At 42.4% G+C, this 16,865-nt stretch carries 15 protein-coding genes and 2 pseudogenes; 8 read left to right on the forward strand and 9 right to left on the reverse strand.

Annotation, left to right across the window (positions count from 1 at the left end; translation table 11 throughout):
* Nucleotides 1–294: 294 nt before the first annotated feature.
* Both mutM and NI464_RS02450 read left to right on the forward strand, forming a co-directional pair.
* Nucleotides 295–1,155, forward strand: a complete 861-nt coding sequence (mutM, locus tag NI464_RS02445; protein WP_004281719.1) for a bifunctional DNA-formamidopyrimidine glycosylase/DNA-(apurinic or apyrimidinic site) lyase — start codon at nucleotides 295–297, stop codon at nucleotides 1,153–1,155.
* Nucleotides 1,152–1,436, forward strand: a complete 285-nt coding sequence (locus tag NI464_RS02450; RefSeq protein WP_004281718.1) for a peptidylprolyl isomerase — start codon at nucleotides 1,152–1,154, stop codon at nucleotides 1,434–1,436. Before mutM ends, NI464_RS02450 begins: the two co-directional genes overlap by 4 nt.
* Nucleotides 1,437–1,520: 84 nt before the next feature.
* Here the strand turns inward: NI464_RS02450 and mscL are convergent, their stop codons facing one another.
* Nucleotides 1,521–1,961, reverse strand: coding sequence for a large conductance mechanosensitive channel protein MscL (gene mscL / locus NI464_RS02455; RefSeq protein ID WP_004281717.1), 441 nt, complete (start codon nucleotides 1,959–1,961; stop codon nucleotides 1,521–1,523).
* 178 nt (nucleotides 1,962–2,139) lie between these two features.
* Nucleotides 2,140–3,978, reverse strand: coding sequence for a translational GTPase TypA (gene typA, locus NI464_RS02460; protein WP_004281716.1), 1,839 nt, complete (start codon nucleotides 3,976–3,978; stop codon nucleotides 2,140–2,142).
* 174 nt (nucleotides 3,979–4,152) lie between these two features.
* Here typA and NI464_RS02465 point away from each other — a divergent pair, with 174 nt between their 5' ends.
* The 3 genes from NI464_RS02465 (at nucleotide 4,153) to NI464_RS02475 (ending at nucleotide 8,087) form a co-directional block, all read left to right on the forward strand.
* The gene (locus NI464_RS02465) at nucleotides 4,153–5,523 is read left to right on the forward strand and encodes a uracil-xanthine permease family protein (protein ID WP_004281715.1); all 1,371 of its coding nucleotides are present in this window, start codon (nucleotides 4,153–4,155) and stop codon (nucleotides 5,521–5,523) included.
* Between the two features lie 66 nt (nucleotides 5,524–5,589).
* A complete protein-coding gene (locus NI464_RS02470) occupies nucleotides 5,590–6,624 on the forward strand; it encodes a methyltransferase (protein WP_004732141.1) in 1,035 nt (344 codons plus the stop codon).
* Nucleotides 6,624–8,087: an amino acid permease gene (locus NI464_RS02475; RefSeq protein ID WP_004732143.1), complete on the forward strand. Its 1,464-nt coding sequence runs from the start codon at nucleotides 6,624–6,626 to the stop codon at nucleotides 8,085–8,087. Before NI464_RS02470 ends, NI464_RS02475 begins: the two co-directional genes overlap by 1 nt.
* Before the next feature lie 52 nt (nucleotides 8,088–8,139).
* Here NI464_RS02475 and NI464_RS02480 read toward each other — a convergent pair whose 3' ends face one another.
* Together NI464_RS02480 and omp38 are read right to left on the reverse strand one after the other, a co-directional pair.
* Nucleotides 8,140–8,673, reverse strand: a complete 534-nt coding sequence (locus tag NI464_RS02480; protein ID WP_004732145.1) for a cysteine peptidase family C39 domain-containing protein — start codon at nucleotides 8,671–8,673, stop codon at nucleotides 8,140–8,142.
* Nucleotides 8,674–8,776: 103 nt separating this feature from the next.
* Nucleotides 8,777–9,826 (reverse strand): outer membrane protein Omp38, encoded by a 1,050-nt coding sequence (gene omp38, locus NI464_RS02485; protein ID WP_004645938.1) that lies wholly within the window; start codon nucleotides 9,824–9,826, stop codon nucleotides 8,777–8,779.
* A gap of 375 nt (nucleotides 9,827–10,201) precedes the next feature.
* On the opposite strand from omp38, the gene NI464_RS02490 reads away from it, so the two are divergent.
* The 3 genes and pseudogenes from NI464_RS02490 (at nucleotide 10,202) to NI464_RS02500 (ending at nucleotide 12,621) form a co-directional block, all read left to right on the forward strand.
* Nucleotides 10,202–10,723, forward strand: coding sequence for a GspH/FimT family pseudopilin (locus NI464_RS02490; RefSeq protein ID WP_071850807.1), 522 nt, complete (start codon nucleotides 10,202–10,204; stop codon nucleotides 10,721–10,723).
* 111 nt (nucleotides 10,724–10,834) lie between these two features.
* A complete protein-coding gene (locus tag NI464_RS02495; RefSeq protein WP_004732150.1) occupies nucleotides 10,835–12,010 on the forward strand; it encodes a thiolase family protein in 1,176 nt (391 codons plus the stop codon).
* A gap of 161 nt (nucleotides 12,011–12,171) precedes the next feature.
* Nucleotides 12,172–12,621 (forward strand): annotated as a pseudogene (locus NI464_RS02500) (VOC family protein).
* Between the two features lie 65 nt (nucleotides 12,622–12,686).
* Here NI464_RS02500 and NI464_RS02505 read toward each other — a convergent pair.
* From NI464_RS02505 to NI464_RS02525, 5 genes and pseudogenes are all read right to left on the reverse strand, one after another.
* A pseudogene (locus tag NI464_RS02505) lies at nucleotides 12,687–12,812 on the reverse strand (DUF934 domain-containing protein); the annotation flags it as partial.
* Between the two features lies 1 nt (nucleotide 12,813).
* Entirely contained in the window at nucleotides 12,814–13,287 is a 474-nt protein-coding gene (locus NI464_RS02510) for a hypothetical protein (RefSeq protein ID WP_253137698.1), read from the reverse strand.
* A gap of 80 nt (nucleotides 13,288–13,367) precedes the next feature.
* Nucleotides 13,368–13,853, reverse strand: a complete 486-nt coding sequence (locus tag NI464_RS02515) for a DUF934 domain-containing protein (RefSeq protein WP_004645942.1) — start codon at nucleotides 13,851–13,853, stop codon at nucleotides 13,368–13,370.
* Nucleotides 13,846–15,489, reverse strand: coding sequence for a nitrite/sulfite reductase (locus NI464_RS02520; protein ID WP_004281706.1), 1,644 nt, complete (start codon nucleotides 15,487–15,489; stop codon nucleotides 13,846–13,848). Before NI464_RS02520 ends, NI464_RS02515 begins: the two co-directional genes overlap by 8 nt.
* Nucleotides 15,490–15,732: 243 nt before the next feature.
* Nucleotides 15,733–16,854 carry a CaiB/BaiF CoA transferase family protein gene (locus tag NI464_RS02525; protein ID WP_253137699.1) on the reverse strand — a complete coding sequence of 374 codons (1,122 nt, stop codon included), beginning with the start codon at nucleotides 16,852–16,854 and terminating at the stop codon, nucleotides 15,733–15,735.
* Between the last annotated feature and the right edge of the window lie 11 nt (nucleotides 16,855–16,865).

A 16,865-nucleotide genomic window follows, 5' to 3' on the forward strand; every position in this document is an offset into this window, starting at 1 on the left:
TACTCATTAAACTTTTAGTTATGTCTTAAACATAAAAATATAATTTTTATTTAAAAAATCTTAAATTATTTATATATTTTTCATCAGCTTATAATGTATTGATAATTTCCATTCGATTTACTTCTAAGAAAATTCGCTATAAAAACATAGAAACCCAGTTTATTCTTTAAACAATTACAGCTTAAATAAATATGAAATACCCAGTCATTTTCCAGCGATTTCACCCAGATTAACGCTTGCAATCCCAGCCAATTCACCCAATATTAGCTGCATCTCCCTCGCCACTGATGTGTTATGCCTGAATTACCAGAAGTTGAAACCACCAAAACCAGTTTATTGCCTTTATTAGAGCAACGCGTAAAACGTGTTGAAGTACGTCAGTCAAGTTTGCGCTGGCCTATTCCGGAGAATATAGAAAAGCTGGTGGGGCAAAAATTACTGAAGCTCACTCGCCGTTCTAAATATATTCTGGCGGAGTTTGAACACGACACCATGCTCTGGCATTTAGGCATGTCGGGGAGTTTCCGTCTATGCGAGAGCAATGAAGAATTACGCAAACATGACCATCTAATCATTCAGTTTGAAGATATCGAACTGCGTTATCATGATCCTCGCCGTTTTGGCTGCATTCTTTGGCTGGATGCACAATCACAAAGCAAATTGATTGACACGTTGGGGCCAGAACCTTTAAGCGAGAACTTTAATGCCAAGTATTTATTTGAAAAATTGAAGAATAAAAATGTTGGCACCAAAGTTGCAATTATGGATAACCATATAGTGGTGGGCGTAGGCAATATTTATGCGACTGAAAGTCTGTTTAATCTGGGGATTCATCCGGCACAACCGGCCTCGACGTTAAGCTTGGTGCAGATTGAAAAGCTAGTGCTGGAAATCAAGCGTATCTTGAAACAGGCAATTGATCTGGGTGGTTCAACCTTAAGAGACTACACCAATGCCATGGGCGAAAATGGCTATTTTCAGCAAACCCTGTTGGCTTATGGCCGTGCCGGTGAGATGTGCGTGAACTGCGAGACCACGCTTGAAAATATCAAATTGGGACAACGGGCTTCTGTTTTTTGTCCTGAATGCCAACCTTTGAAAAAGATCCAGCTCCCTGTCAAAAAAGTGGCAACTGTACGAGGGAAAAAGTCATGAAAACAGCCATTGTGCGTCATATTCTGGTTAAAGATAAAGAAACTGCTGAACAGCTTAAAAAGAAGATTTTAAGTGGCGCCGACTTCAATAAAATCGCCAAACAATATTCAACCTGTAATTCTGCCAAACGTGGCGGTGAGCTAGGTGAAGTGAAGAAAGGCCAGCTGGTTCCAGTGATTGATAAATTGGTATTTACTGCCGCTGAACGTGTATTACATGGTCCGGTCAAAAGCCAGTTTGGTTTTCATTTGGTCGAAATCAAGTTTCGGATGGATTTTTAATATTTATAAATCCCTCCTTACCTCCCTTTGTCAAAGGGAGGAGTTCCCCCTTTATAAAAGGGGGATTTAGGGGGATTAGAAAAATTAGACTTGAGGTGGACGCTTTTTCAATTCATCACGAATTTCACGCAGTAATTCAATATCGGCTGGGGTAGTCGGAGTTTCCTCGACTGGGCCTTCTTGTTTACGTAAACGATTCATGAATTTAACCAATAAAAATACGACCCAGGCTAAGATTAAGAAATTAATTAAAATCGTTAAAAAGTTACCGTAAGTCAGTACATTCACACCCGCCTTAGTCAAGGCATCTAAAGATTGTAAATTGTCTGGGTTTCTTCCTAAGATAAAGAATTTTTGCGTAAAATCGACGCCACCACCGGTAATCACGGTAATTAAAGGCATAATGATGTCTTTCACCAATGAATCGATGATCTTGCTAAAAGCGCCACCGATGATGACACCAATCGCCAGATCCATCATATTGCCTTTGATCGCAAACTCTTTAAATTCTTGAATAATACTCATAACTGCTCCCATATTTTATTTTCAAGTTTTGGGTCAAATTATACCTGAGTAAATACTTTTAATTTTGACTTAATTTAATGCGTTTTAGTAAATTGCAATGTGAGCATCGCTTAAATATAAAAAAAACCGTAATCTTCGAAAAGATTACGGTTTTTGAAAACCCGAAATAATCTAGCGATTATTTACCTGAACGGTTACGTTTACGTTCGTTTTCAGTCAAGAAACGCTTACGGATACGGATTGACTTAGGTGTTACTTCTACTAGTTCATCATCTTCAATAAACTCAAGCGCTTGCTCAAGTGTATATTCAATCGCAGGAACCAGCGTTAACGCATCATCAGTACCAGAAGCACGTACGTTGGTTAACTGTTTTGCTTTAGTCGGGTTAACTGTCATGTCGTCTGAACGAGAGTTAATACCGATGATCATACCTTCATAAACTTCTAACTGTGGTTTCGCGAATAGACGACCACGGTCTTGAAGTGTGAACAGTGCATAGCCCAGGCAAGTACCTTGAACCATAGAAATCAGTACACCGTTTTGACGTTTCGCAACAGTACCTTGCTTCATTGGACCGTAGTGCGAGAAGCTAGACGTCATGATCCCTGTACCAGAAGTCATGGTCAGGAATTCAGAACGGAAACCAATCAGACCGCGTGAAGGAACAGTTGCCTCAATACGGATACGGCCTTTACCGTCAACTTCCATATTGGTCATTTCGCCTTTACGATGACCCATTTGTTCCATTACAGCGCCTTGGTGCTGTTCTTCAACGTCAAAAGTAACGTTTTCGTATGGCTCTTGTTTTTCACCATCAATTTCTTTAATGATTACTTGTGGACGAGATACGCCCATTTCGAAACCTTCACGACGCATGTTTTCAATAAGAACTGAAAGGTGAAGTTCACCACGACCAGATACTTTGAAACGGTCTGGACTATCAGTATCTTCAACACGTAATGCTACGTTGTGAATCAATTCGCGGTCTAGACGTTCACGGATATTACGTGAAGTTACGAACTTACCTTCTTTACCAGCAAACGGTGAGTTGTTTACCTGGAATGTCATCGATACTGTAGGTTCATCTACAGACAATGGAGGTAAAGCTTCAACATTTTTCGGATCACAGATGGTGTCAGAAATGTTGAGTGCATCGATACCCGTTACACAAACGATATCGCCTGCAGAAGCTTCTTCAACGTCAACGCGATCTAGACCATGATAACCCATGATTTTTAAGATACGGCCGTTACGTGTTTTGCCATCTTTATCGATTACAGTTACTTGTGTGTTTAATTTCACTGAACCGCGCTGGATACGACCAATACCGATAACGCCTACGAAGCTGTTATAGTCAAGTGAAGATACCTGCATTTGGAATGGACCATCAACATCAACTGCTGGTGGTTCAACGATGTCTACGATCGTTTGGAACAACGGAGTCATGTCTTCAGCAAGTTCTTCTGGAGAAGGACCAGCAACACCACGAAGGCCTGAAGCATAAACAACTGGGAAGTCTAACTGTTCGTCAGAAGCACCCAAGTTATCGAACAAATCAAATACTTGGTCAATTACCCAGTCTGGACGCGCGCTTGGCTTGTCGACTTTGTTAATAATCACGATTGGTTTCAAACCACGTGCGAACGCTTTTTGCGTTACGAAACGAGTTTGTGGCATCGGGCCTTCTTGTGAGTCTACAAGAAGAAGTACGCAGTCAACCATCGACATTACACGTTCAACTTCACCACCGAAGTCGGCGTGTCCCGGGGTGTCCACGATGTTAATGCGGTATTCAGTATTGGTACGTTCATCTAACCATTTGATTGCAGTGTTTTTTGCAAGAATGGTAATACCACGTTCACTTTCAATAGCGCCAGAATCCATGACACGCTCGATCTCACCCGCGCGATCACCGAGAGCACCTGATTGTTGCAAAAGTTTGTCTACAAGAGTGGTTTTACCATGATCGACGTGCGCAATAATGGCGATGTTACGGAGAGTTTTAATATCTGACATGTAAATTCAATGCGTATGTAATTTGAGGGCAAATTATACAGAAAAATACAAAACTTTTATAGTCACTGTAACCACACTCCTCAACTTTTTTTGCCCAGTTGGGGCTTTTTTGATTTTGTAAAGACGTGTAACTCGATTAGAATAGCGCCACCCAGCCTTAATTTGCATTGACACATGTCTGATTTTAATCAATCTCCTCCTTCTAAAGATCAACTCGACCTGGTATACGGTCTCGAAGATCGACCAAAACCACTGATTGCTTTTTTAGCTGCATTCCAGCATTTATTAGCGATTATTGTCCCGATTGTGACCCCTGGCCTGCTGATTTGTTTAGCGCTCGGTGTTTCCAAAGAAGACACCAACATGATTTTGTCCATGTCCTTGGTGATCTCGGGCATCGCAACTTTTTTACAGTCTAAAAAAGTCGGACCTTTTGGTGCCGGTCTGCTGATTGTCCAAGGAACCAGCTTTAACTTTATCGGTCCAATTATTGGTATTGGTTCAGCCATGGTGGCTGCAGGTACACCTGTAGAAGCAGTAATGGCTTCTATTTTTGGTGTGGTGATTGCAGGTGCATTTATTGAAATGGGCGTGTCACAAATTCTGCCTTGGATCAAAAAACTGATTACACCGCTGGTGACCGGGATTGTCGTGCTGCTGATTGGTTTGACCTTAATTAAAGAAGGTTTAATCAGTATGGGCGGTGGTTATCAGGCCATGAGCGATAAAACTTTTGCCAATGCTGACAACCTGATCATGTCTTGTACCGTCTTGGCGTTGATTATTATTCTGAACCGTATCCGGATTACCTGGGTAAAAAGTTCTGCCATTTTGATCGCCCTGATCTGTGGTTATGTTCTGGCGGGCTTTATGGGGCATCTGGATTTCTCTGGTCTAAAAGATGCACCGTTGGTACAGATTCCAACCCCAATGCATTTCGGTTTAAGCTTCTCCTGGAGCCTGTTTATTCCGATGGCATTCATTTACCTGGTGACGTCTTTAGAAGCGATTGGTGATATCACTGCGACTTCAAAGCTTTCCAACCAGCCAGTTGATGGTCCAAAATGGATGCAGCGCATTAAAGGCGGTGTACTGGTGAATGGCGCGAATTCATTCCTTGCCGGTATTTTTAACACCTTCCCGAGTTCAGTATTTGCACAGAACAATGGTGTAATTCAGTTGACGGGTGTAGCGAGTCGTTATGTCGGCATCTGGATTGCTGCTTTGCTGGTTATTCTTGGTTTGTTGCCTGCAGTTGCTGGTATTATTCAGGCCGTTCCGCAAGCGGTACTGGGTGGTGCAGTGATGGTGATGTTTGGTGCAGTCGCAGCCTCTGGTATTAACATTCTGTCTGGTGTCCATCTGGACCGTCGTGCCCTGCTGATTATTGCGATTTCATTAGCACTGGGTTTAGGTGTTGCACAAGTTCCACAAATTCTTGAACATCTTCCTGAGTTATTCCGTAATATCTTTAGCTCAGGCGTTGCTACTGGTGGTATCGCTGCCCTTATTCTGAATGTAGTACTTCCTGAAACAAAGAAGTAATTTCATGTCCAAAGAACACTGTCTAGGTCAGACTTAGGCAGTGTTATTTATATTGGAGAGATACCTATGGATCCTAAAAGCGAAGTTTTATTAAGACAATATGATTTTTTGTCGGGTCGCATCTTACTGATTAATGCACCAACAGATGATCTGCTCGCTGAATTCGATGCCTCTATCAATCCGGCTGTCTGGACATGGAATTTTAATGATTTTCAATATTTCCAGTCACAACAAGCAGATGTGCATTTTGGTGCAGAGATACCTGAAGCTGAGTTTGATCAGGCCGTTATTTTTGTACCCAAGTCTAAAGAACTGTTGAATTATTTACTGCACACTGTGGCAGCACAGCTTAAACCGGGTAGCAGTGTTTTTCTGGTCGGTGAAAAGAAAGGCGGGATAGAACGCGCAGCCAAACAGTTGCAGCCTTTTGGTAAAACACTCAAACTTGACAGCGCGCGTCATTGCCAGCTTTGGCAATTGGTTCTAGAACATACGGTCGAGAAAAAAGCACTTGCAGACTGGGCACAGCGTTATACCGTATCGACACCAAATGGCGACCTGAATATTTGTGCACTTCCAGGCGTCTTTAGTCAAAACCGTTTGGATGTAGGAACTGCCACCCTATTACCTTATTTGTCACAAGTTACTTCAGGTAAGATTGCCGACTTTGGTTGTGGCGCAGGTGTAATTAGTGCGTATCTGGCAAAGTTGAATCCGAAAAACCGGATTTTTGCCATGGATGTCGATGCCTTTGCACTGGCTTCTACGCAAATGACCTTTGCAGAAAACCAGCTCACTCCTGAACAGATTGAAATCAAAGCGGTTACTGGTATTGAGGATGCACCCTTGTTCCTGCATGCTATTGTCAGTAATCCGCCTTTTCATATGGGAATCGAGACCGATTACACGGCAAGTGAAACCTTGTGTAAAACCTCGCGTCGTCATTTAAAATCAGGCGGCGAGCTTTGGATCGTGGCCAACCGTTTCTTGAACTATCCGACCCTGATTGAACAAAACTTTGGTCGCTGCACAGTGAAAGCGGATCAACAAGGCTTTAAAGTGCTCTTCGCCAGCACTCAAAAAAATGTTAAGGAATCATGATGAGCGAAACGCAAAACACGATGCAGCTGCAGCGTAAGCTGGGTGCTCGTCATCTGAATATGATCGCCATTGGCGGATCAATTGGTACAGGTCTATTCCTGGCCTCAGGGGCGACCATTGCCAACGCTGGACCAGGCGGTGCACTACTTGCATATGTACTGATTGGGATCATGATTTATTTCTTGATGACCAGTCTAGGCGAGCTTGCCACACATAACCCGACCTCAGGTGCATTCTTCACTTACGGCACTAAATATGTCGAGGGTGGTTTTGGTTTCGCTCTGGGCTGGAACTACTGGTACAACTGGGCCATTACCGTAGCTTTTGAGCTGGTTGCCGTTCAGTTCATTATGAAATTCTGGTTTCCCGATATACCGGGCGTGTACTGGAGCGCCATTTTCCTTGCCATTATTTTCGGGATTAATGCCCTGACGGTAAAAGGCTTTGGCGAATCTGAATTTTTCTTTTCTCTGGTGAAAGTTCTCGCGATCATTGCTTTTATCATCATCGGAATCTGGATGATCGTGAAGATCATGCTCACCCCGGGTGCGGAAGCATTTGCCAACTGGAGCATTGGTGATGCACCCTTTGTCGGTGGTTTCCAGGCATTAATTGGCGTGGCGATGATTGCCGGATTCTCCTTCCAGGGTACCGAAATGGTCGGTGTGGCGGCAGGTGAATCGAAAGATCCAAAGAAAACCATCCCGGTGGCCATCAAACAGATTTTCTGGCGTATCCTGTTGTTTTATATTGTGTGTATTTTCATTATCGGCACCTTGATTGCCTATAATGACCCACGTTTATTACAGGCCGCTGCAACAGATAATATTGCGCTTTCGCCATTTACCCTACTCTATGAAAAAGCCGGTTTTGCCTTTGCCGCCAGTATCATGAATGCAGTGATCCTGACAGCCATTCTATCTGCAGGTAACTCGGGCATGTATTCATCTACCCGTATGCTGTTTAATATGGCGCGTAAAGGTAGTGCACCTAAAATGTTCGCGCGTCTGGACCCGCGTGGTGTGCCAATGAATGCACTCTATGCCACTACGGCGATCGCAGCTCTATGCTTCCTGACTACTTTCTTTGGTGAACAGGAAGTCTTTAACTGGCTGCTAAACATGTCAGGGATGTGTGGCTTTATTGTCTGGCTCGGGATTGCAATTTCGCATTACCGCTTCCGCAAAGGTTATTTGGCTCAAGGTTATAAACTGGAAGATCTGGCTTATCGCGCTAAATTCTTTCCTTTTGCTCCTTGGTTTGCATTTATCCTGTGTGCGATTGTTGTTCTCGGACAGAACTATCAGGATGTTTTGGCCGGTCAATGGATGGGTGTATTATCGACCTATATCAGTATTCCGCTATTCCTAGCGATTTGGTTCGGCTACAAATGGAAGAAAAAAACCAAACTGGTCTCTTATCAAGAGATGGATGTGCAGCCGATGAAACTTGATCAGGAATAAAAAATTATTCATTAAAAAAATCAGCTTACGGGCTGATTTTTTATTTCTTGAATTAACTATGACGCATCACAAAATTGCGATCATCAATCACAATCACTTGCTGGCAAATTCCTTCTGCTTGACGCTGCTGCTCAAATACCTGGGCTGGCATAGCATCAAAACTGTCAAAGAAACTGATTTCGTTCTCATCGATTGTATAGATCAGTGAATGATTGCCTACCCCGTCTAAGGTGTCGTAGAACACAATCACAAAACGTCCTGCTTCTACATTTTCCTGAATTTCTGCATAAGACAATGGCTGTTCTATAACAGGAATATTTAAGCGATGTGCTTGTTGATAAAACTCAAGCTCAACCGGCTGTTTGTCTGCATCATATTCACTAAAAAAAGTGACATCCAGTCCTAAGGTCCGCAAAGCAACAGCAAGGGCAATAGTTGAAGTTCCCATCTCGGGATCATGGCGACAGAGCTGAACCAAGTCCGGAATATGCAGATCAATCCCATAATGATGAAAAATCATCCAAATCGAAAAAATTCCGCTATTGGCTTCCAGATTTTGCAAGTCTTCAGGAATTTCGACACTCATATTTTTACTCAACGACATCTTAACAGGCTAAGTGTAGTCAAAATACAGACACAAAAAAAGCAGCTCCGAAGAGCTGCCTTTTTAATGAGTGTTCAATAATGAATTATTGAGCAACTGGTTGTTCAGCTAAAACAGTACGGCTACCAGTGATTGTCGCGAATACACGACGGTTCATAGCACGACCTTCTTTAGTGTTGTTGTCTGCAATCGGTTGATCCCAAGCAAAACCTTGAGTAGACAAGCGAGATGCATCAACATTGTATTCATTTACAAGCGAAGATTTAACAGAGTTAGCACGTGCTAGAGATAAACGTTCGTTTAGTGCACGTGGACCAGTGTTGTCAGTGTGACCTTCGATACGAGCAGTAGCGTTTGGATATTCAACTAGCTTCTCAGCAACTTTAGCGATTTCTGGTTTGTATTGATCTTTGATGTTTGATTTGTTTGTATCAAAGAACACACGAAGTTCCATGTTCAGGTCTTCAGTCAACTCTTGTGGCGCTGGAGCAACTGGAGTTACAGGCTCAACTGGAGCAACTTCAACTACTGGAGCAGCTGGTTTCAGACGACCACCTAGAACAACATTAAGACCAGCTAATGCTGTGTAGTTCCAGAATTTTTCGTCAAAGTGGTAAGTACCACGAGCTTCAGTACGTAGCGCTAAGGCATCGTTGATGTGCCAGAATGCACCCACACCAGCATTACCTAGAGTACCTTCTTCTTCATTACCGCGAGTACCGCGTGGCACACCTTCAAATTCGTATTTGTAGTGACCCGCACCTAGAAGCATGTATGGCTTCACTTTGCTGTCATAGTTACCAGTAAATACGTCAGAAGTTGCGTAGAAGTTACCTGCAATATTTTGGCCTTTGTATTCTGCACCTTCAGCAGCACCGTCAACATCGCCCTTTACTTGGCTATATTCAGCTTCAAAACCTAACCAAGGAGTTAATTCAACACCAATAGCAGCACCTACGAATAAATCGTCTTGTAATTCAGGACTACTAGTAAGTTCGCCATCATTACCGTTATTATTGTGCTGGGTGTCTTGGAATGTATAACCTAACATCAACGGAGTAACAGTTACGCCTGCATTTGCAGCAGCAAAAGGTGCAGCTACAAGCATAGCTAAAGCAATACGACTCATTTTCATGGATTTATCCTCCAGAGATAAAAATTGTTGTTCAAGCTCAAGCCCGCAATAGGCCATCCTGAGATAGGCTTTTTATTACCCCAGTTTTATTCTTAAGCTATTCACATGGCATCATACAAACACTTTATTATTTTTCCAAGTGCTTGATTAATTTAATCAAGTAAATTATTGACAAAATTACTTACAATTTCCGTTGTAATTCGGTAACTTTTTACTCAATTTTTTATTCTGAATACCCTATGGTGATTGCCAATTATTTTTTAATCACTTTCTTGAAACTTAAGTAAGGACTGATTACTCGGCTCCACAAAGCATAAAAAACGTATAATTAATAACATCTTTATTATAAAAATAATATATAAATCAGGTAACTCTATGTATAAAAAAATAACAAGAGCATTCACTATTGTTGAGTTAATTATCTGTATTGCAATGATTGCAATTCTGGTCAGTATCGCCCTACCGTACTTCCATGACTATCGATCCAAACAGGAAGCCAAAAATATTCCGATCAAATTATCTCAAATTAATCGCTATGCACGCAGCCAGGCTGCAGTGTTTCATCAAAATATTGTAATCTGCCCGAGCCAAGATTCTCTCAGTTGCCAAGCCAATCAATGGAACAAGAACATGCTGGTTTTTATTGATAAAAATAAAAACAGGCAAGTGGATGTAGACGAACAAATTTTACATATTGATGCACTGAACCTCAAATACGGTAACCTAAGTTGGCGAGGAACTTTGAGTTTACCGAGTGTCACTTATCAAGCACATACTGCCTTGCCGATTGGTTCAAATGGTAGTTTCTATTATTGTTCTACCCATCTTTCTAGCCAACAGCGTATTGTACTCAGCAAAATGGGCCATATCAGGATTGAAAGTCTCTCATCTTGCTAACAGAACTATCCAGTTTATGCTTCGCTGCGATTAACGCTTCAATCCTGAGTTTTTTTCAATATACTGCTTAAGTTTGAAAAAATTGATTAAAACTCATACGGAGAGAGAACAATGACTGACATCGTAATTGTCAATGGTGCACGTACAGCCATGGGTGGCTTTCAGGGTAGTCTTGCAAGTGTAACTGCGCCCGAACTGGGTGCGGTCACCATTAAAGAAGCCATTGCCCGTGCGGGTCTGCAACCAACAGATATTGAAGAAGTCATTATGGGTTGTGTACTTCCGGCAGGCTTAAAACAAGGCCCCGCACGTCAAGCAATGCGTCAAGCTGGTCTTCCAGATTCTACTGGCGCTGTAACCATTAATAAATTATGTGGTTCAGGCATGAAAGCCGTCATGCAAGCTGCAGATATGATTAAAGCCGGTTCTGCAAATATCGTGGTTGCAGGTGGCATGGAATCCATGACCAATGCTCCTTATGTATTGCCAAAAGCACGTGGCGGTTTCCGTATGGGTCACGGTGAAATCAAGGACCATATGTTTCTGGATGGCTTGGAAGATGCTGAAACAGGTCGCTTGATGGGTTCATTTGCCCAAGATATGGCAAATACTAAAGGTTATACCCGCGAGCAGATGGATGATTTTGCGATTCGCTCATTAAAGCGTGCGCAAACTGCGGTCAATGAAGGCTACTTTGCTGATGAAATCGTGCCTGTAACAGTTAAAACCCGTAAAGGTGATGTAGTCGTTGATAAAGACGAACAGCCGTTCAATGCCAACATCGATAAAATTCCAACTTTGCGTCCTGCTTTCGCTAAAGACGGTACGATTACGGCGGCTAATGCCAGCTCGATTTCAGATGGTGCATCAGCTTTAGTAATTACCTCGGCTGACAATGCAGCAGCAAAAGGGTTGAATCCTTTGGCTAAAATTGTTGCCTATGCATCGAATTCGCAACATCCATCTGAGTTTACTATTGCTCCAGTCGGTGCAATCCAGAAAGTGCTAGATAAAACTGGATGGGCCGCTTCTGATGTCGACCTTTGGGAAATCAATGAAGCCTTTGCCATGGTGACCATGTGCCCAATCGATGAGTTCAAGCTAGATCCTGAAAAAGTCAACATCAATGGCGGTGCATGTGCTCTCGGCCATCCTGTGGGTTCAACCGGTTCACGTATTATCCTGACTTTGATTCATGCGCTGAAACGTACGGGTGGCAAGAAAGGCATCGCTGCACTCTGTATCGGTGGTGGTGAAGCAACTGCTGTAGCGATTGAATTACTCTAACCTCTTCTCTCACCCCATCCCTCTCCCATATAAGGAGAGGGAGTTAAAAATCCTCCTGATCTGGAGGATTTTTTTCGCTTACATTTTGATAAAGCTTGCTCACGCAAAATACCCCAAAGTGGCGTAGATTAAAGCAAGCAAAATAAAAAGGGAGTTCTCCCATGCAACTGAATCATTACCTCAATTTCCAAGGTCAGGCTGAAGCAGCCTTTAACTTTTATAAATCAGTTTTTGGAGGCGAATTTTCAAGTCTGAGTCGTTATGGTGAAATGCCAACTGAAGAAGGTGTCACACTGTCGGAAGCGGATCAAAATAAAATCCTGCATATCTCACTTCCCATTAACGAATTTACAGAACTGATGGCATCCGATACGAATGATCAATTTTGCGCGCAAACCCATACCGTGTTCACGCAAGGTAATAACCACTATATTTCCATTAACTTAGATGCCAGCGAACAAGCTGAAGCACAATGACTTTTTAATGCTTTATCGGTGAATGGTCAAATTGAGATGCAGCTAGAAAAAACCTTTTGGGGCGCACTTTATGCCGCCTTAAGCGATCAGTTTGGAATTCACTGGATGATCAACTGTCAACTTGAAGAAAATTAAAGGTTTTTATCAAGATATAAAAAAGCCGAAATCAATCCGGCTTTTTGACAGCAACTTAATTTAAATTAAGCACCTGTTTGATAATGTGCCTGTGCAACCGCAGTTGATGCCTGGTACGGATTTTTGAAATCATTCAAACCGGCAGCCGCTTCTTGAATATCTTTACCTTCCTTAATCAAGAAAATATTGAAACTAACCTTTACGTGACCGTTTTCTTTTCCGTTCCTCTAAAATTTTCTTTCTACCTTTATCTGTAAGATAAAAATACTCCCCCGAATAAGTATCATCCAACATACCTTTACGAACTAAGCTTCTTATTAAATATCTCTTTTCAGTTTCATCCACTCCAGAAATATTATTAATGTCATATCCCTGACTAGGTGATTTTGCAAAAAATTCTAAAAGCTCATACTCATGTGATGCAATTTTTTGATCCCTATTCGCATAAAGAGTTTTTAAGAATGAGCTTAATGAAACTATTAAACTTAAGATCAAAAAGAGTCCACAAAATATGCTTGAACCAAAAAATACATTCCGCCACGTATTAGGCAAATCAATATTTTCTGTTATTTCAGACAAGTAAAGCATTGCGAGACTTCCCAACACAATTACCAAAGCAATTAATTTGTCTGTTTTTAAAATTTTCAGCCATTCAGTCCAGTTCATATTTAAATTCTTATAATTTAATTATTAAAGTTATGAAAAAAGCTGAACCTAAGTCCAGCTTTTAATTGGTATTTTTTAAATCAAGCACCTGTTTGATAATGTGCCTGTGCAACCGCAGTTGATGCCTGATACGGATTTTTGAAATCATTCAAACCGGCAGCAGCTTCCTGAATATCTTTACCTTCTTTAATCACGAAAGTGTCGAAACCAGAACGCTTCATGTAGTTCAACACATCTTTGAACACATCCCCAGTGGCACGTAGTTCGCCCTGAAAACCCTGGCGACGAAGAAGTGCTGCAAATGAATAACCACGGCCATCATTAAAACCGGCAAACTCGATAAAGATTGCGTCTAGCTGGTCCAGTGGAAATTCATGGTTTTCAGGAGAAGCATCGACAGTTAAGTACAATGCTTTTTTACCTGATACATTGCCAATCTGGTCTAACTGGTCCACAGTCAGAACCACATCACCCTGCGGCAAAACACCATCTTCACCAATCAATTGATAGGTATTGTCTGCAATCGTGCCATCTTTAGAGAGCACTTGAAGTGCGGTATTAAGCATATGCACGCTCCTTGAAGGGTTGAATGCCGACACGGCGATAAGTATCGATAAACTCTTCACCATCCTGACGCAGGTCAAGATAAGTATTCAGAATTTCTTCTACGATATCTGGTACGACTTCGGCTGCAAATGATGGACCAAGAATGTCGCCAATTGACGCATCATGATCCGCATTTCCACCAAGCGTAATCTGGTAGAATTCTGCGCCTTTCTTGTCTACACCTAGAATACCGATATTACCAACGTGGTGATGACCACAAGCATTCATACAGCCTGAGATATTGAGATCCAATTTACCTAAATTGTAAATCGTATCCAGATCATCAAAACGGCGGGAAATCGCTTCAGAAATCGGAATGGATTTCGCATTGGCCAATGAACAGAAGTCACCGCCCGGGCAGCAAATGATGTCGGTTAAGAAACCGATATGCGCACGTGCCAGGTTATTTTGGTCAAGGGTTTGCCATACAGCGAACAAATCTTTTTGTGGTACATCGACCAGGGAAATGTTTTGTTCATGCGTGGTACGCAGCTCACCGAAAGTGTACTGATCTGCAAGGTCTGCAATCAGGTTCATTTCTTCGGTGCTAACATCACCCGGTGCAATTCCGGCACGTTTCAGTGAAATCGTCACGATGCGATAACCTTTCACTTTATGTGCATTGGTATTAATGTTGAACCACTGTTTGAATTTTGGATATTGTGCAAACAGTTCAGTGAAATCTTCATCTGCATAATCTTGGTAGTCAAATGGCGTGAAGTTCTCATCCATTTTTGCCAAAGTGTCTGCATCGATTTTCAGTGTTTTAATCGTATGCTCAAATTCAGCTTCAACTTTCTCGGCAAATACGGCTGGTGTTAAGGCTTTTACCAGAATCTTGATACGCGCTTTATATTTGTTGTCGCGACGGCCATGCAAGTTATACACACGAAGTACTGCTTCCAAATAAGCAATCAGGTCTTCACGTGGCAAGAACTCACGAATAAAGCTACCAATCACTGGCGTACGGCCGAGGCCACCACCGACTTTGATTTTATAGCCCATTTCGCCTGCTTCATTACGCACGATATACACACCGATATCGTGGAATGCAGTTGCTGCACGATCGGTTTCTTCAAGCGCAGAGACTGCAATCTTGAACTTACGTGGTAAGAAAGCAAATTCCGGATGGAAGGTTGACCATTGACGGATCAATTCACAAGTCGGACGCGGATCGGCAATTTCACCTGCAACCACACCTGCATACTGGTCAGTCGTGGTATTACGGATACAGTTACCTGAAGTCTGGATCGCATGCATTTGCACAGTGGCCAGTTCAGCCAGCATATCCGGCACATTTTCCAGCGCAGGCCAGTTAAACTGGATGTTTTGACGGGTCGAAATATGCGCGTAGCCACGGTCATATTCTTTTGCCAAATCAGCCACTTTACGAAGTTGTTTTGAGTTCATCAAACCATATGGCACGGCAATACGTAACATTGGCGCATAACGCTGTACGTACAGACCATTTTGCAGACGAAGCGGACGATACTCATCTTCAGTGAGTTTACCGGCTAAATAACGTTCCGTTTGGTCACGGAACTGTGCAACACGTTCATTAATCAGTTGCTGATCGAAATCAGTATATAAATACATGGCGTACAGCTAGTAGTTTCTATTATATCGCCGGCAAGGATAGCGAGATTGAACCTATCAATAAAATGCTTTTTATACATATTTCATAGCGGTTTTATTGATAAGCCTGCCAAAGTTTCACGGATCTCAGTGTTTACAGCATTGGATTAAATTTAAAGTAATAATGATTAAATTCTTCAATCATTATTACTTATTTTCATATAGAAAGATTTCTCTCTCTACTCTATTAACACTTTAAAAATTCTACCAATTTTGACTCTCTCCCAATTGCTGCCCTACAAATTCATAACGTATCGTGGAACGTGAAAATTTAATCGGGCAAGCCAGTTGTGCTTCGGTTTGCTGACTATTGGATTTGAGTGGCACCTGTACAACCCATCCCCGCTGCTGGGCCAGATCAGAATGTAAAGCTTCTTCAAGTTTGAGTACCGGTTCGACACAGACGTCTAGCGCGGCAAACAGCGTTTGCCATGCAGCCAATGACTTGGTCTTGATTTTATTCTGAATCGCCTGTTTCACCGCAGCATGATCTTCAGCGGCATAAGAAGCACCTTTTTCCAAAACAATCGGCAGCTCTAAAGCCTGTGCCAGCCCCTGCATAAATTGTGGTTCCAGACTGCCAATCGACAAATAACGCCCATCCTGGGTTTCATAATAGTCGTAAAAAGTACCGCCATTCAGATACCCTGATTCAGGCCGTTGATGCTGATTGCCAGCCAGACTGGCAGAAGCCGCCAAATTATTCATCGTCACCACGCAATCGGTCATGGAAATATCAATATATTGCCCTTTGCCACTTTGTTGGCGTTCAATCACCGCAGCCAGAATCGCAATCACGGCATGCATGGAACCACCTGCAACATCGGCGACCTGAATTCCCAAGGCAGGTGGACCATTTTCAATCCGGCCACTGTGTCCGGCAATTCCAGATAAAGCCAGATAATTAATGTCGTGCCCTGCCTTATCTTTATATGTGCCAGTTTGGCCATAACCGGTAATGGAACAGTAAATCAGTTTCGGATTAATTTCGCTCAAGGTTTGATAGTCTAGCCCAAGACGTTGCATCACCCCGGGACGGAATTGCTCAATCACAATGTCATAATCTGCAATCCTGGATTTAACCAGTTCAATATTCGTAGGATCTTTCAAATCCAGTGCAACCGATTGCTTGTTTCGATTCAAATAACTTTGTGAAGTGGCCTGTCCATTGGCAAAAGGTGGCATTAATCGCAACAGGTCCGGTCGGGTTGGTGATTCAATATGCACAACTTCTGCACCTAAATCAGCAAGATATAATGTGGCAAACGGGCCGGGTAAAAGTGTAGAAAAATCTAGGATTTTCAATCCTTTTAATACATATGACATTGGAGTATTTG

Source organism: Acinetobacter lwoffii, assembly GCF_024129685.1.
Classification (GTDB): domain Bacteria; phylum Pseudomonadota; class Gammaproteobacteria; order Pseudomonadales; family Moraxellaceae; genus Acinetobacter; species Acinetobacter lwoffii_X.

Bases quoted from the DNA above. Each gene is read 5' to 3' on its own strand.
- NI464_RS02470 (WP_004732141.1), top strand. From the start codon at position 5,590: ATGGATCCTAAAAGCGAAGTTTTATTAAGACAATATGATTTTTTGTCG.
- NI464_RS02515 (WP_004645942.1), bottom strand. From the start codon at position 13,853: ATGCTTAATACCGCACTTCAAGTGCTCTCTAAAGATGGCACGATTGCA.
- NI464_RS02450 (WP_004281718.1), top strand. From the start codon at position 1,152: ATGAAAACAGCCATTGTGCGTCATATTCTGGTTAAAGATAAAGAAACT.
- omp38 (WP_004645938.1), bottom strand. From the start codon at position 9,826: ATGAAAATGAGTCGTATTGCTTTAGCTATGCTTGTAGCTGCACCTTTT.
- NI464_RS02480 (WP_004732145.1), bottom strand. From the start codon at position 8,673: ATGAGTGTCGAAATTCCTGAAGACTTGCAAAATCTGGAAGCCAATAGC.
- typA (WP_004281716.1), bottom strand. From the start codon at position 3,978: ATGTCAGATATTAAAACTCTCCGTAACATCGCCATTATTGCGCACGTC.
- NI464_RS02520 (WP_004281706.1), bottom strand. From the start codon at position 15,489: ATGTATTTATATACTGATTTCGATCAGCAACTGATTAATGAACGTGTT.
- NI464_RS02490 (WP_071850807.1), top strand. From the start codon at position 10,202: ATGTATAAAAAAATAACAAGAGCATTCACTATTGTTGAGTTAATTATC.
- mutM (WP_004281719.1), top strand. From the start codon at position 295: ATGCCTGAATTACCAGAAGTTGAAACCACCAAAACCAGTTTATTGCCT.
- NI464_RS02525 (WP_253137699.1), bottom strand. From the start codon at position 16,854: ATGTCATATGTATTAAAAGGATTGAAAATCCTAGATTTTTCTACACTT.
- NI464_RS02495 (WP_004732150.1), top strand. From the start codon at position 10,835: ATGACTGACATCGTAATTGTCAATGGTGCACGTACAGCCATGGGTGGC.
- NI464_RS02475 (WP_004732143.1), top strand. From the start codon at position 6,624: ATGAGCGAAACGCAAAACACGATGCAGCTGCAGCGTAAGCTGGGTGCT.
- NI464_RS02465 (WP_004281715.1), top strand. From the start codon at position 4,153: ATGTCTGATTTTAATCAATCTCCTCCTTCTAAAGATCAACTCGACCTG.
- NI464_RS02510 (WP_253137698.1), bottom strand. From the start codon at position 13,287: ATGAACTGGACTGAATGGCTGAAAATTTTAAAAACAGACAAATTAATT.
- mscL (WP_004281717.1), bottom strand. From the start codon at position 1,961: ATGAGTATTATTCAAGAATTTAAAGAGTTTGCGATCAAAGGCAATATG.